General features: G+C 66.3%; 17 protein-coding genes. 11 read left to right on the forward strand and 6 right to left on the reverse strand.

The annotated features are described in order from the left end of the window. Nucleotides 1-67: 67 nt before the first annotated feature. The 9 genes from KIK09_RS54875 (at nt 68) to KIK09_RS54915 (ending at nt 7,958) form a co-directional block, all read left to right on the forward strand. On the forward strand, nt 68-1,312 hold the full coding sequence (locus KIK09_RS54875) for an ABC transporter substrate-binding protein (RefSeq protein ID WP_214323665.1): 1,245 nt from the start codon (nt 68-70) through the stop codon (nt 1,310-1,312). A gap of 3 nt (nt 1,313-1,315) precedes the next feature. Next, nucleotides 1,316-2,245 (forward strand): carbohydrate ABC transporter permease, encoded by a 930-nt coding sequence (locus KIK09_RS54880; RefSeq protein WP_214323666.1) that lies wholly within the window; start codon nt 1,316-1,318, stop codon nt 2,243-2,245. After that, a complete protein-coding gene (locus KIK09_RS54885) occupies nt 2,238-3,047 on the forward strand; it encodes a carbohydrate ABC transporter permease (RefSeq protein ID WP_214323667.1) in 810 nt (269 codons plus the stop codon). The genes KIK09_RS54880 and KIK09_RS54885 overlap by 8 nt, the downstream gene beginning before the upstream one ends. 46 nt (nt 3,048-3,093) lie before the next feature. Then, the gene (locus KIK09_RS54890) at nt 3,094-4,842 is read left to right on the forward strand and encodes a bifunctional metallophosphatase/5'-nucleotidase (RefSeq protein WP_214323668.1); all 1,749 of its coding nucleotides are present in this window, start codon (nt 3,094-3,096) and stop codon (nt 4,840-4,842) included. Nucleotides 4,843-4,998: 156 nt separating this feature from the next. Beyond that, entirely contained in the window at nt 4,999-5,313 is a 315-nt protein-coding gene (locus KIK09_RS54895; protein ID WP_214323669.1) for a hypothetical protein, read from the forward strand. A 373-nt stretch (nt 5,314-5,686) separates the two neighbouring features. Further along, nucleotides 5,687-5,956, forward strand: coding sequence for an integrase core domain-containing protein (locus KIK09_RS54900; RefSeq protein ID WP_214323670.1), 270 nt, complete (start codon nt 5,687-5,689; stop codon nt 5,954-5,956). Nucleotides 5,957-6,241: 285 nt separating this feature from the next. Beyond that, on the forward strand, nt 6,242-6,739 hold the full coding sequence (locus KIK09_RS54905; RefSeq protein WP_214323671.1) for a VapA/VapB family virulence-associated protein: 498 nt from the start codon (nt 6,242-6,244) through the stop codon (nt 6,737-6,739). Nucleotides 6,740-7,491: 752 nt separating this feature from the next. Continuing rightward, nucleotides 7,492-7,752: a hypothetical protein gene (locus tag KIK09_RS54910; protein ID WP_214323672.1), complete on the forward strand. Its 261-nt coding sequence runs from the start codon at nt 7,492-7,494 to the stop codon at nt 7,750-7,752. Continuing rightward, nucleotides 7,749-7,958 (forward strand): hypothetical protein, encoded by a 210-nt coding sequence (locus KIK09_RS54915; RefSeq protein WP_214323673.1) that lies wholly within the window; start codon nt 7,749-7,751, stop codon nt 7,956-7,958. Before KIK09_RS54910 ends, KIK09_RS54915 begins: the two co-directional genes overlap by 4 nt. A gap of 209 nt (nt 7,959-8,167) precedes the next feature. On the opposite strand, the gene KIK09_RS54920 is transcribed toward KIK09_RS54915, so the two are convergent. After that, nucleotides 8,168-9,232 carry a winged helix DNA-binding domain-containing protein gene (locus tag KIK09_RS54920; RefSeq protein ID WP_214323674.1) on the reverse strand — a complete coding sequence of 355 codons (1,065 nt, stop codon included), beginning with the start codon at nt 9,230-9,232 and terminating at the stop codon, nt 8,168-8,170. Then, nucleotides 9,229-10,215 carry an MDR family NADP-dependent oxidoreductase gene (locus KIK09_RS54925; protein WP_214323675.1) on the reverse strand — a complete coding sequence of 329 codons (987 nt, stop codon included), beginning with the start codon at nt 10,213-10,215 and terminating at the stop codon, nt 9,229-9,231. Before KIK09_RS54925 ends, KIK09_RS54920 begins: the two co-directional genes overlap by 4 nt. A 62-nt stretch (nt 10,216-10,277) precedes the next feature. On the opposite strand from KIK09_RS54925, the gene KIK09_RS54930 reads away from it, so the two are divergent. After that, nucleotides 10,278-11,294 (forward strand): helix-turn-helix transcriptional regulator, encoded by a 1,017-nt coding sequence (locus tag KIK09_RS54930; RefSeq protein WP_214323676.1) that lies wholly within the window; start codon nt 10,278-10,280, stop codon nt 11,292-11,294. Nucleotides 11,295-11,387: 93 nt separating this feature from the next. Here the strand turns inward: KIK09_RS54930 and KIK09_RS54935 are convergent, their stop codons facing one another. Beyond that, the gene (locus KIK09_RS54935; protein ID WP_214323677.1) at nt 11,388-12,125 is read right to left on the reverse strand and encodes a VOC family protein; all 738 of its coding nucleotides are present in this window, start codon (nt 12,123-12,125) and stop codon (nt 11,388-11,390) included. A 320-nt stretch (nt 12,126-12,445) separates the two neighbouring features. Here KIK09_RS54935 and KIK09_RS54940 point away from each other — a divergent pair, with 320 nt between their 5' ends. Then, nucleotides 12,446-13,015: a dihydrofolate reductase family protein gene (locus KIK09_RS54940; RefSeq protein WP_214323678.1), complete on the forward strand. Its 570-nt coding sequence runs from the start codon at nt 12,446-12,448 to the stop codon at nt 13,013-13,015. Nucleotides 13,016-13,528: 513 nt separating this feature from the next. Here KIK09_RS54940 and KIK09_RS54945 read toward each other — a convergent pair. The 3 genes from KIK09_RS54945 to KIK09_RS54955 form a co-directional block, all read right to left on the reverse strand. Further along, nucleotides 13,529-13,714: a hypothetical protein gene (locus KIK09_RS54945; RefSeq protein ID WP_214323679.1), complete on the reverse strand. Its 186-nt coding sequence runs from the start codon at nt 13,712-13,714 to the stop codon at nt 13,529-13,531. Further along, entirely contained in the window at nt 13,707-14,153 is a 447-nt protein-coding gene (locus KIK09_RS54950; RefSeq protein ID WP_214323680.1) for a hypothetical protein, read from the reverse strand. Before KIK09_RS54950 ends, KIK09_RS54945 begins: the two co-directional genes overlap by 8 nt. A gap of 37 nt (nt 14,154-14,190) precedes the next feature. Then, nucleotides 14,191-14,448 (reverse strand): gamma-glutamylcyclotransferase family protein (locus tag KIK09_RS54955; protein WP_214327580.1); only part of this gene is annotated, 258 nt, incomplete at its 5' end.

Here is a 14,448-nt window from a genome sequence, read left to right on the forward strand (position 1 = left end):
GCGCCGATCCCTCGCGATCGAGACCCTGACCACCACCCCCGACGCTTCCAGAGAGAAGGAACCCCCCGTGCGTCTGCGTATGGCATTGGTCGCCACCCTGGCCGTGACCCTGGCCGGTTGTGGCTCCGGCACCGACACCACCACCAAGTCCGGAAAAATCACGATCAACTACGCGATTTGGGAGAAGAACGACCAAGCCAGCACCCAGAAAATCATCGACGCCTTCCAGAAGCAGCACCCCGACGTCACGGTCAAGCTGGAGATCACCCCCTGGGACCAGTACTGGACCAAGCTCCAGACCGCCGCCACCGGCGGCGCGGCCCCCGACGTCTTCTGGATGAACAGCCTCAACGTCCGCCTGTACGCCAAGGGCGGCGTGCTCGCCCCCATCGCGAACGCCGACGTCAGCTCCTTCCCGCAGGCGATCGTGGACGGCTACCGCTACGACGGCAAGCTGTACGGCATGCCGCGCGACGTCGGCCTCCCCGTGCTCTGGTACGACAAGGAGCTCTTCGACAAGGCCGGCGTCAAGTACCCGACCGCCGACTGGACCTGGGACGACCTCAGGGCCGCCGCCAAGAAGCTGACCGACCCGGCCAAGAAGCAGTACGGCCTGCTGGCCCCCATGTGGGACCAGGGTGGCTTCTACCCCACGATGATCCAGGCCGGCGGCCACGTCATCTCCGCCGACGGCAAGAAGTCGGGCTTCGACGAGCCCGGCTCCATCCAGGGCCTGGAGTTCTGGACCGACATGATCAACAAGGACAAGGTCGCCCCGCCCGCCCAGGCGACGACCGACACCGATCCCATCCAGCTGTTCATGACCGGCAAGTACGCCATGTACTACGGCGGCTCCTGGCTCGCCACCGCGTTCAAGGCCAACACCGAGCGCGGCGACAAGGTCGACGTGGCGCCCCTGCCCAAGGGGCCGGCGCAGGAGGCCGTCATCCTGCTCGGCCTGGCCAACGCCGTCTCGGCCAAGAGCGAGCACCCGGTTGAGAGCGCGCAGTTCGCCACGTTCCTCTCCTCCGAGGAGGCCGAGAAGATCCTCAGCGACACCGGCGGCGCCTCGGTCTCCTCGCGGGCGGGCACCCAGGACGGCTGGTTCAACGCCTTCCCGAACTACCACCTGAAGGAGGCGTTCGACGCCTCGATCCCGCACGGCGTGCCGTACCCCGTCTCCCTGAACACCGCCAAGTGGCAGGACGTGCAGAACAAGCTCCTCGCCGAGGCGTGGGCGGGCAAGCGGCCGACCGCGGACGCGGCCAGGGAGATCGCCGCGCAGATGAACGAGATCCTGGCCAAGGAGTAGCGGATGCTGCTGACCGAGGAACGGGCCGCCGTCAAGGCGGCGGCCCGGCCGGGGCGGCGGCCGCGCCGCGACTGGCTCTGGGGTTACGGGCTGATCGCGCCCATGGCCCTCGGGCTGGCCGTGTTCTACCTGTGGCCGATCGTCCAGACGCTCTACCTGAGCTTCACCGAGTCGGGCGTGTTCGGCGGGCAGACGTGGGTGGGGCTCGACAACTTCGCCGCCCTCTTCGGCGACGAGGAGATGCTCGGCGCGTTGCGCAACACGCTGCTCTACTCCGTGCTCGTGCTCATCGGGGTGCCGCTGGCGATCGTGATCGCGGCGCTGCTCAACGTGCCGGGGCTGCGCGGGCTCGGTTTCTACCGCACGCTGTACTTCCTGCCCGTGGTCACCATGCCCGCGGCCGTCGGCCTGACCTGGCGCTACCTGTACAACGGCGACTTCGGCCTGATCAACTACCTGCTCGGCGAGATCGGGATCGACGGGCCCTACTGGGTCTCCGACCCCGAGTTCGCGATCTACGCCATCGCGGTGGTCGGGATCTGGAGCTCGCTCGGGTACAACGCCGTGCTGTTCCTGGCCGGGCTGCAGGGGATCCCGAAGCACTATTACGAGGCCGCCGCGATCGATGGCGCGGGCAGGATGCGGCAGTTCTTCCGCATCACGCTGCCGCTGCTCACGCCCACCACGTTCTTCGTCATGGTGATCACGCTGATCAACGCTCTGCAGGTGTTCGACCTGGTCTACCTCATGATCGACACCAAGAGCCCGGCGATGGCGGGGAGCCGTACGATCGTCTACCTCTTCTACGAGCAGGGCTTCGTGCAGAACAGCCGCGGCTACGCAGCCGCGATCGCGGTCGTGCTGCTGGCCCTGATCCTCGCGCTGACCGCCCTCCAGTTCAGGCTGCAGAGGCGGTGGGTCCACTATGAGTAGGCGCTGGATCGTGCACGCGGTCCTGCTCGCCGGTGGGCTGATCATGATCACGCCGTTCGTCTGGCAGCTCGTGGTCTCGCTGCAGACGGTCACCGAGTCGATGCGGGTGCCGCCCACGCCGGTCCCCTCCTGGCAGTGGCACAACTTCGCCGACGTGTTCAGGACCGTGCCGCTCGGGCGGCAGTTCCTCAACACCGTGATCGTCACGGCGGCGGTGACGGCCGGGCAGCTGCTGCTCTGCTCGCTCGCGGCCTTCGCCTTCGCGCGGCTGGACTTCCCCGGGCGCGGGCCGATCTTCATGCTGTTCCTGGCCGTGCTGATGGTGCCGGGAGAGCTGTTCCTGCTGCCCCGGTACGAGATCATGCAGGGGCTCGGCTGGCTCAACACCCTCCAGGCGCTCATCGCCCCCGGGGTCTTCGGGGCCTTCGGCACGTTCCTGCTGCGGCAGTTCTTCAAGACGCTGCCCAGGGAACTGGACGAGGCGGCGCGCCTGGACGGCGCCAACCCGCTGCAGATCTACTGGTGGATCATGCTGCCGCTGGTGCGGCCCGGGCTGCTGGCGCTCGGGCTGCTGACCGTCATGTGGTCCTGGAGCAGCCTGCTCTGGCCGCTGGTGGTCAACACCGACCCGGAGATGATGACGCTCTCCGCCGGGCTGGCCTCGCTGCGCGGCCAGTACCTGACCAATTACCCGATCCTCTTCGCCGGGTCCGTCGTCGCCTCGCTGCCCGTGATCGTTCTTTTCGTAGTCATGCAGCGACAGCTGATCGCCGGGATCGCGTTCACCGGCTCGAAGGGCTGATCCACCAGTCTTTTCTCCCGTTGTATCCCCCTATCGAGGAGTATGTGTGCATTCCCTTCGCAAGTGGATCGTCGTCGCCTTAGGCGTCACTCTGGCCTCCTCCGCCTCACCGGCACTGGCCGACCCGAAGCCTGTGGACGTGCAACTGCTGTCCCTCACCGACTTCCACGGCTACATCACCCCGCAGAACAACGCCACCGACGGGACGATCAAGGATCCGCAAGGGAACACCCTGGTGGTGGGCGGCGCGCCGTACGTGGCGACGCATCTGGACAAGCTCCGGCAAGGCCATGAGAACACGGTCACGTTCTCGGCCGGTGACAACTTCAGCGGCTGGCCGACCGAGGTGTCCTACCACGCCGACGAGCCGACGATCGAGTTCCTCAACAAGATCAAGCTCGACTTCACGACCGTGGGCAACCACGAGCTCGACCGGTCGCTGGAGTTCCTGCGCGACCACATGGGCGAGGGCGAGTGCTTCGGCGAGATCGGGGTCGACAGCTGCTTCACCGACTCCGACGGGCGGCAGTTCCACGGCGCCGACTTCGCCATCTCGACGGCCAACATCACGCGGAAGGGCGACACCCGGCCGGTGCTCCCGCCGTACGTGATCAAGCGCTTCCAGGGCATCCCCGTCGGGTTCATCAACCTGACCACGCCCACCACGGTGGACGGCTCCACCTCCTACCAGCCGTCACTGGACAACCTGCCGCTGGTGGAGACGGCCAACAAGTACGCCGCCATCCTCAAGCGGCGCGGCGTCAAGGCCATCGTCGCCAACGTGCACGAGGGCGGCAAGGCCGGAGACGACTACAACGGCTGCGCCGACCAGAAGAACGGGCCGATCTGGGACTTCGCCGCCAACGCCTCGCCCGACATCGACGTCATCGTCACGGGCCACTGGCACTGGTACTTCACCTGCTCGCTACCCGACCCGGCGGGTAACCCCCGCCCGGTCGTCGAGGCCGCCAACCACGGCCGCCTCATCAACGAGATCAACCTGAAGCTCGACCACCGTACCCGCGACGTCATCAGGTCCGAGACCACCGCGGTCAACCACCCCGTGACCCGCGACGTCACCCCCGACCCCGCCATGGTGAAGCTGGTCGACCACTGGAACGCCAAGCAGAAGGAGACCTACGCCAAGCCGTACGGGACCATCACCGGCGACCTCACCAGGACCCGCGACGCGACGGGGCAGAGCACGCTCGGCAACACCGTGGCCGACGTGGCCTACTTCGACTCGCAGCGGACCGAGGGCGGCAAGGCCGACCTGGCCATGGTGGCCGTCGCCCCGACCAAGGGCTCCAACTCCCTGCGCGGCGACCTGCTGTTCGCCAAGGGCACGAACCCCGCCGACAGCGACGGGCAGGTGCTCATGGGCGAGTCGTGGGCGGCGTGGGGTTACGCCAACCCGGTGCTCACGGTCTCGGTCAAGGGCTCGCAGCTCGAGCAGGCCCTGGAGCAGCAGTGGCAGACGCAGGCCAACGGCACCGTGAAGTTCGCGCCGCTGGCCGTGTCCAAGAACGTCCGCTTCTCCTACTCCGCGAACCGGCCCGTCGGGGACCGGGTCAACCCCGCCGACGTGATCGTGAACGGGCAGCCGCTCGACACCGGCAGGACCTACCGGCTCGCCGCGCTGGCCTACACGCTGATCGGCGCCGACGGCTACCCCGCCTTCGCCGGGTACACCGACGCCGTGCGCGGCAACCGCGACTACGAGGCCATGCGGGCCTACCTGCGGCAGGGGCCGGTGGCCCCGCCCGCCCTGAACCGGGCGGTGCCGCTGATGTAGGACTCCGGGTGCGGGGGACCCGCGTCCCCCGCACCCGCGCGGGCACTGCGCCTGCCGATAATTACATCCGCCCAGGTCACGAGCATGTTGGGCTTGGCGTGGCGTGCACCAGTTCCGGCACCAGGCAAAGCAACACGTGCGGCATGATGATCGGCCATGCTCCTTCGCCTGGCCTATCTGACCATTACCAACGCCTTCGCCGCGCTGCGGCTGCTGCCGATGGGCGATCGGGACAAGGACGTCGAGATTCTCGCCCTCGAACGGCAACTCGGCGATGAAACCAGAGTGAGATTCGGCCCGGAAGACCGAGCTTTTGTCGCCGCGCTCCTGACATCGCTGCCCCGCGAGGTCCTACGCCGGCTACGGCTTCCCGTCCTGCGCCTGGTCCAGGAGAATCCCGCCTGGGGCTACCGGCGGATACGCGGAGAGCTCGCCACGCTCGGCATCAAGGTTGCGCCCTCCACCGTCTGAGAGATCCCCAAGCAGGAAGATCTCGATCCGGCACCCCAGCGGGCCTCCAGCACATGGGCCGACTTCCTGCGATCGCAAGCCGACGCCCTGCTGGCCTGCGACTTCATCGAGACCATCACCCTCAACGGCCAGCGCCAATTCATCCTGGCCGTCATCGAGCACACCACCAGGCACGTCTGCGTGCTTGGCACCACCACTCCCCCGCCCGCCACTTGGGTCATCCAGGCCATGAAGGATCTCGTGATGGAACTCGAAGATGCGGGCTGCCGAGCCCGCTAGCTGATCCGAGACCGGGATGCGAAGTTCCCCGCTCTCATGGACGGCATCCTCGCCGACGTAAAGATCCGTGCTCACTAGTATCTGGGTGCCGCGAATGAACTCAATCATGGAGCGATGGGTGCAGTCGTGCCGCCACGAACTCCTCGACCGCTGCCTACTGTGGAACGAACGCCACATGCGGCATGCCCTACGCGAATACGAACGGTTCTACAACCAGCACCGCGCCCATCAGGCCCTGGGCCAAGCAGCCCCGCTGCGCACCACCCCCGATCCATTCACGGATCCAGAGCGAATCATCCACCTGAATGTACGCCGCCAAGACCGGCTCGGCGGCGTCCTCCACGAGTACTCACATACTGCTTGACCTGCATGGACGGAATTTTCGGCAGGCGCACACCTGAAATCTCATTGACGTGAACGATCGAGGCCGATATTATTCCCTTGCACTAGGTATGCCAATATTATTGCGAGAATCCGTCCGGCGCGTCATGCTTGACGTATTCAAGCACTGATATGAGCAGAGCATGGATTCCCCCAAGGTGTTGAGGAATCTGTTTTCGAGTCATTTGGTGCTGACATCTTATGTGCGGGTCGGCGCTGGATGAACTCGTCGGTTATGCCTAATCGAAGTGCGATAGCGAGGATTTCCATGTCTTCTCCAGCCGATGAGGCACCCGACCCGCGCGAACTGTCATTAGTCGAGGCCCATTCGGTAATTGCGAGGGAGACGCTTCGGTCCCTGACGGCGAAGACTCTGGAGATCGCTCAAGAGTTCCCAGAAAAAGTGTCCGACCCGGTCAAGGAGTCTCTGGCGGCTACAGAGCAGTCGAAATATACCGTCCGAGTGTTAATGGGTGGATTCTTCACTGTTGACCTTGACATCTGGTTCCTGGATACCGACTACATCTTCAGCGGGGTCGCCGGGGGAATTGCGCTGGGTGGGCAGGCGACGTGGGGTACCGCGTGGTTCAACTACCCGATCGAGAAGATCATCGGGTGGGATGCACGGTTCCAGGTAACCTACTGGACTGCGACCACGGTCATTAACTTCTGGGGTATGCGTGGTGAGATCATCGGGTCGATCGTCGCCGGTGGACTCGGCATCGGCGGCGGCCTTGCGGGTGGTCAAGGCACCTTTAAACGTTAGGTCCGCAGGTTAATGTGCGCAGGCGTGCCGACTATGCCGACCTGGAGCTTATGATCCGCTGTATCGATCGCAATTCCTTCACGATACGCGTCTTCAACTCTGCGCCTGCCGACAATTACATCCACCCAGGTCATGGCCTTGGGGGGTTCTGTGTGGCGTGCGCGAGCCTCGGCCGCCAGGAGAGGGAGACGCGTGCGGCAGGATGATCGGCCGTGCTCCTTCGTCTGGCCTATCTCGCTGTCACCTTCACCGCGCTGCGGTTGCTGCCGATGGGCGATCGAGATTCTCGCCCTGCGTCACCAGATCCCAGTTCTGGAGCGGTAGCTCGGTGCCGATACCAGAGTGAGATTCGCTCCCGAGGACCGAGCGTTTCTCGCCGCGCTCCTGGCATCGCTGCCGCGCGAGGTCCTGCGCCGGCTGCGGCTCATTGTCCGGCCGGATACCGTCTTGCGCTGGCACTGTGATCTGATGAAACGGCGTCATGCCCGTGTCAGCCGGCCGAGTCGGCCTGGGCGCCCGCTGACGGTCCGCTCCATCCGTGTCCCTATCTTGCGCCTGGTTCGCGAAAATCCACCACAGGATATCGGCGGCTGCACGGAGAGCTCATCAAGATCGCACCGTGCACGGTCTGGGAGATCGTCAACCAGGAAGGGCTTGAACCGGCACCCGATCGGGCGTCCACCACATGGGCCGACTTCCTGCGCTCGCAAGCCGACGCCCTGCTGGCCTGCGATTTCATCGAGACCATCACTTTGAACGGGCAGCGCCAGTACATCCTGGCGGTCATCGAGCAGGTCACCAGGCGCGCCCGCGTGCTGGGCACCACCGCGCACCCGAACGCCAGCTGGGTCATCCAGGCGATCAAGAATCTCGTGACGGATCTGGAGGATGCGGGCTGCCGGGCGCGCTACCTGATCCGAGACCGGGACGCCAAGTTCCCGGCCCTCATCGACGAGATCCTTGCCGACGCCGCATCCAGACCATGCTCACCGGTATCCGGATGCCGCGCATGAACGCGGTCATCGAGCGGTGGGTGCAGTCGTGCCGGCGCGAGCTGCTGGACCGCTGCCTGATCTGGAACGAACGTCGCCTGCGGCACGCCCTGCGCGAGTTGAACAGTTCTACAACGAGCACCGAGCCCACCAAGCCCGGGCTCAGGCGGCACCACTGCGTACTGTCCCAGATCCGATCGCCGATCCGAAGCGAATCGACGACCTGAACATTCGCCGACGAGATCGGCTCGGCGGGGTTCTCCACGAGTACTCACATGCCGCTTGAACTGCGTGGACGGAGTTTTCGGCAGGCGCAGAGCCGTGCTCGTCGAGCGTTCCTCTAACGGAACATCAATTCATGATCATGTTCGAGCAGTGAACACGACCCGCCGACCGCTCGGCCTCGCGTTGGATCGCTGCGGTCTGATCGTCGCGTTCAGCAGCCCGTCAAGCTGTGCGACAGGAAGGGCAGCAGCTGGGTGATCTCATGGTCGACTGCTTGTTGTTCGGTTGCCGAGAGGGGTCGGAAAGGCGTCAGCCGTACCTCGCCTGCGGTGAAGGACCAGGTGCCGCGGACGTAGCCGTCGACGAGGAGGGTGGGGCGGACCATGGCCTGTCCGGGGGTCACGTGTTTGCGGTCGGCGTCGGCGATGATGCGGCTGCGGTCGGCGTGGCCCAGGAGAGCGTTGTCGTAGGCGGGAAGCAGCCGCGCCGGGGCGGGAGTGTCGGGGTCAGGTAGCGGGGTGTCGGGCAGGTCGAGGAGTTGCTGTCCGTCCGGGCCGGTGTAGTGCCGCAGTTCGGTGCCCATCTCCGGGATGATCTGGTCCAGCCGGGTCAGGCCGCACCAGGCCTGGACGTCTGCCACGGTGGCGGGTCCGAAGGCGGCCAGGTAGCGGCGAATCAGTTCGTGGATGGCGGTGGGGTGGGCGCCGTCGACCGGGGCGGCCGTGACGGTGATCGATGATCGGTTGCTCCAGCCGCCCCAGGATGCGGTGGCTGGGTCGTGGATGAGTGGGGTGCGCAGTTCGATTTCACCGGCGAGAATCCTGCTGTCGCGGCCGAGGTGGCGGGCCGCGAGGTGTCTGGCGAGTTCCTTTCGGGACAGTGGTCCGTTCTCCAGCAGTGCGCGTCCGTCGGCCATCAGCGTTTCGGTGTCAAGTCCGGCGTTGTTACGCCGGAAGTACGCCGAGTCGGCGGTTCGGTTCAGGACGGGCTGCAGCACGGGCCGAAGCCGGCGGAAGTCGTCGGCTGCGGCGAGGTGCATCGTGCTGCGCAGGAAGCCGGAACGCACCACCCGCCGGTCGGCGAGCAGGGCGGTGAGTTCGGCGTGGGTGAATCGGCGGATCCGGGTCCACAGGCCGACGTAGGGCCAGTTCGGCTCCTGTGCCTGCATGGCGACCAGGTGGCCGATCACCTCCAGGGGCGTCCGGTTGGTGCGCTCCAGCAGGAACTGGCGCTGGAGCAGAGCTCGGTTGAGGGTGCGCCGGGACAGGGTGATCATGCCAGCCGTACCGAGACGTTGCCTCGGTAGTCGCCCCGGAGCATGGACAGAAAGGCGTTGGGCACGCCGTCGATGCCGGTTTCGACCACGGTCCGCGGATACACGAATCGACTCTGTACCAGCGCTGTGCGGAAGTGGTGGTGCCAGGCGGCGATCTGGTCGGGCGTGTGGTAGCAGGAGAACGGCAGCAGCTCGACCTGCCTGGTCTGGGCGGCGGCCGGGTCGGGCTCGGGGAAGCGGTCGGGTGCGGCGCCCAGCTGGGTGGACAGCGATCCGCACAGGGCGAACCGCGCGCCTGGCGCGGCGACCTCGAGCGCGGCGTCGTACAGCGCCCCGCCGACGGTGTCGAAGAAGACGGTGATGCTCTCCGGAGCCAGCTCCTTGAGCGCGGCGACCGGGTCGTGGTGGTAGTCGAAGGCGGCGTCGAAGCCGAGCTCGTTGACGAGGTAGTCCGCCTTGGCCTGGCTGCCTGCGCTGCCGATGACCTTCTTGGCGCCCAGGTTGCGGGCGATCTGCCCGGCCAATGAGCCGACGCCTCCGGCCGCGCCGGAGACGAACACGGTGTCGCCCTGGCCGACCTTGGCCACATCCGCGACGCCGTAGTAGGCGGTCGGCCCCTGGCCCAGGTGGTAGCTCGGGTCGGGGTAGGCATCCGGGTCCAGCTTGACGTAGGAAGCGGCCGGGCCCGCCGAGTGCGTGCTCCAACCGCTCATCGACTGGACCAGGTCGCCTTCTTTCAGCTCCGGGCTGGCCGAACGCAGAACAGTGCCGATCGCCATGACGCCGACCCGCTGACCCGGCTGCCACGCCGGGATTGGAAGGTGGCAGTCGGGCCGCATGAGTTCGAGGTAGGTAGCGGCAAGGCCCAGGTAGTCGGTGCGGACCACGACCTCGCCGTCGATCTGCGTCTCAGTGACGGTGAAGTGCTCGGGTCCGGGGACAGCTGCGATCTGGGCGGTCAACTGAATCTCGCGAGTCATCATGGTGACGACCCTATTCAGACTTCCGGCCAGTTTTTGACCGGAAGTGCAGGGATGATGGTGACATGGCCAACACCAGTTCCCGCACGCTCACGCTGCTGTCGCTGCTGCAGACGCACCGCCACTGGTCCGGCGCCGATCTGGCCGATCGCCTCGGGGTCTCCGAACGCACTCTGCGCCGGGACGTCGACCGGCTGCGTGAGCTCGGTTATCCGGTGCAGGCCTCCCGGGGCACCGACGGCGGCTACCAGCTCGCGCCCGGGGCTGTGCTGCCGCCGCTGCTGCTCGACGACGAGGAAGGGGTCGCACTGGCGGTCGGCATGGGCGACGCCGCGCAGAGCGGAATCGCGGGCATGGAAGAGGCAGCGGTGCGCGCGTTGACCAAAGTGGTGCAGGTCCTCCCAACTCGCCTACGCGCCCGGGTGAACGCGGTGCGCGCGATGACCGTCTCCGCGACGCCCGCCGGACCGGTCGTCCCCGCGGAGGTGCTGACCGCGATCGCCCAGTCCTGCCGGGACCAGGAACGGCTGTGCTTCCACTACACCGCGCGCGGCGGCTCGCAGACCGAGCGCGAGGTGGAACCTCATCGCCTCGTGGCGCTCGGCGGCCGGTGGTACCTGGTGGCCTACGACCTGGCCAGGCACGACTGGCGCAGCTTCCGCCTCGACCGGCTGACCCAGCCACGCAATATCGGAGCCCGCTTCCGGCAGCGGCCTCTGCCCGGCGGGGACGCCGCCGCGTTCGTGCGCGCCTCGGCACAGATTCCCAGAGCCCACACGGTCGTCGTGTTGGTCCATGCGCCCGCCGAACACATACGCCGGATGGTCGGCCAGTGGGGCGTCATCGAACCGGTCGACGGGGACCGCTGCCGGCTCACGATGGTGTCCACCAGCCTGGACTGGCCAACCCAGGCGCTGGGCAATGTCGGCGCCGAATTCGACGTGATCGAACCGCCGGAGTTCGTCGATCACCTGAGAGATTGGGGCACACGATTTCTCAACGCCGTCGGCAGATCAGCGGCCCCAGTCGAAGATCTGTCGCCACCTGAGTCCTCCATACCCCCCGGATCTAGGAATTCCTGAACGGCAAGATCCCGCCTGTATCCGGTCGCCCTCAGGCGTCTGGAAATCAAGTACAACGTCGAGGGGCTTGCCCGAAGGCGGGGAGGCTCCGCGTCAGGCACGACCGAGGACGCAGAACTCGTTGCCCTCCGGGTCGGCGAGGACGACCCACGGGACGTCTCCCTGGCCCACATCGGCCAGCCTCGCGCCGAGGGCCTGCAGCCGGGCCACCTCCGCCGCTTGATCGTCACCGCGGTACGGCAGCAGGTCGAGATGGACGCGGTTCCACACGGTCGGCACGCCGGGCGTGCGGAGGAACTCCAGATACGGCCCGACCCCCTTGGCGGAGCGCAGCGTCGCGTGATCGTCGCTCACCTCGTGCAGGGTCCAGTCCATCGCCTCGCCCCAGAACCGGGCCATGACCCGCGGGTCCGCGCAGTCGACCACCACCGCGGCGATCGGCCCGGTGTCCCGGTAGATCTCCCGAGGCTCCAGCACGCAGAACACGTTGCCCTCCGGATCGGCCAGAACCGTCCACGGGACGTCGCCCTGGCCCACATCGGCGGGCGTCGCACCGAGCTCCTTCAGACGCGCGACCAACTCCGCCTGATGGGCCGCAGAGGTGGCGGCGAGATCGAGGTGCACGCGGTACTTCACCGTTTCGGGGTCCGGGACGGCGACGACATCGACGCAGACGGCGGAGGGGTCCGGCCACACGAAACCTACGGGTTTAACGCTGGTCACACCGGGTCCCTCGCTGGAAACACCCCAGCCGAGCGCCTCCGCCCAGAACCGGCCCAGCGCCGAGTCATCTCGAGCCTTGAAATTCACCTGAAGAAGTTGCAGCGCCATGCCCCAAAACTATGCCCACCGGATGAAGCAGGATGAATCACGCATCCGGTAAGCAACACGACGACAGGCTTACCGCGGGTCGCGGACGAACGCCAGGAAGGCCTTCCCGTAGTCGGTCGTCACTGCCTGCCAGGATGCCGAGCGGGGAGAACTACGGTGAGCGACTGACAAGACTTGACGCCGACCACTGTCGCCCTCCTGATGCTCAACAGACTTTGCGGATTCCGGACTTACCTTGCGGAGTCCGCTGCCACTCTGCGCCGATGAGTTGTGAGAGGCCGGGTGGTCTAACTCCTGAGGACAACGTTCAGGAGGTCTCAATGGGTGCCGTGGTGCTGTGCAAGAGCATGTCATTGGACGGCTTCGTCGCCGGTCCAGACATCGGTGCGGAGCATCCCATGGGTAAGGGCGGCATGCGACTGCACGAGTGGATGTTCACCGACCAGCCCGACCCGCGAGACAAGGAGGTCCTCGCTACGATGTCCGCTTCAGTCGGCGCGGTCGTGGTCGGCAGGCGCACGTTCGACGTCGGCCTCCCGCACTGGCAGGACACCCCTTATCCGGCACCGACATTCGTGCTCACCCACCAGACCCGCGACGAACTCGTCATGAAAAGCGCGACGTTCACCTTCATCACCGACGGCATCGAGGCCGCCCTGAAGGCCGCGCAGGACGCGGCCGGAGACAAAGACGTGATCGTGATGGGTGCCCAGACAGGACGGCAGTTCCTGCGTGGCGGACTGCTGGATGAGTTGCTGATCAACCTGGTGCCGGTCGTGCTGGGCTCTGGAAGCCGGCTGCTGGAAGACCTTGGCCACATCGAGTTCATGCGCACGCAGGTGGTCGCCTCCGACGCGGTCACGCACCTGCGGTTCCGGGTCGTGAAGTAACGGCCTACGGCACGGAGCATGCGGGGAGCGGACACTCGGCCCACGCCCCCGAAAGTGCAGCCCTGAGGAGCCGCGGTGCGGATCGTCTACTCTCGCGTCTCCACCGCCACCCAGTCCCTGCTCCGGCATACCCGACGCGCAAGCACTACACGCTCCGCGAGATGCCCCCGGCGACATGGGCTGACCTCCGAAGTCAAGAACGCCTGGAGCGGCTATGCCCCAGGCAATGACCACCGTGAGTGATAACTGACAGCCTCAGAAGCACCATCGAATAGGCGACACCTGATTATGCGAGGTCGCCGGAGCCCGCACCCCGCAGCCGATCGCGATGCGGCACGGGCTCGCCGGGAGCATGGCGTAGTCGACCAGGCCTCCCGGGCGGCGCGGGCGGTCCGGCCCCCTTCTTCCGAAGGTGGCCTGAACCGCCAGGTAGCGGAGCGTGACCATTTCCGGAACCATCCGGTTGGTGTATGGCCTGCGGGGGGCTATACGCGCCGAAATCTCCGGCTCTGGTCATGCTCCGAGGATCGCTGTGGCCTGCTTTTCGTAGTACTCGCCTGTGGCGGCCCTGCGCAGGATCTTGGCTTCGGCGCCGAAGATCTTCAGCATGGAGTCGTTTGCGGCTGCCACCAGCGCCAGGTATTCGGCATCGTCGAGCGTGACGTCGTCGAGGAGGCTTGTTGTTGATTCCTCATGCACGCTGTGCGCTGCCTCTATTTCGATATGGCGCTGTCCGAAGTAGCGGAATCCTTTCTACTACGCCGGCTCGGCGTAGATAGGCGACCACCTGGGGAAGCACGACCTCGGCGTGCACCTCGTACAGCTCGATCAGCGCGAGCCTCTGATAGTCCGACGTCGCCGACAGCACGTCGGCCATCAGTTCGACGCATAGCCGAAGATCCTCCAGGAGGTTGGGCAGCGGGCGCAGCACCCGGGCCAGGAGTAGGGCGAAGTCGCCGCTGGTGAGGTTGGGGCGTACGGTGCCCTCGGCCTGGGCACGGCTCCACATCCGATCCAGGGCCTGCATCAGCGGACGGCGCAGCCGGACGTTCTCCCGGTCGGTGCGCAGGCCGCGGCGCCGTACAGCGGTCTCGCGATGCGTCAGCGTCGAGACGGACCAGCTTCGGGACCACACCACCTGGTCGCCCGCGCGACCAGGTGATTGATCCCTGAGCTCAGTTGAGCGCGTAAACCCAGGCAGTGCGCCCGGACCGCAGCGGTACCTCGACGCGGCGGTATGCATCCACCTCGTAGTCATCGGCCTGGGCCAACTGGTCATCGGTGAGTGTGAAGACGGTGCCGATCACCTCTGCCTCAGGGCTGTTGTCGGTAATGAGAGCAGGGTGGATCGCTGATCCGCTGAGCTCGATCACGTGAGGGTCCTCAATGATGACCTCGCCGAGACGGTGGCCGACGACGGCGTCGGCCACGCC

The organism is Nonomuraea sediminis (genome assembly GCF_018531495.1).
GTDB classification, from domain to species: domain Bacteria; phylum Actinomycetota; class Actinomycetes; order Streptosporangiales; family Streptosporangiaceae; genus Nonomuraea; species Nonomuraea sediminis.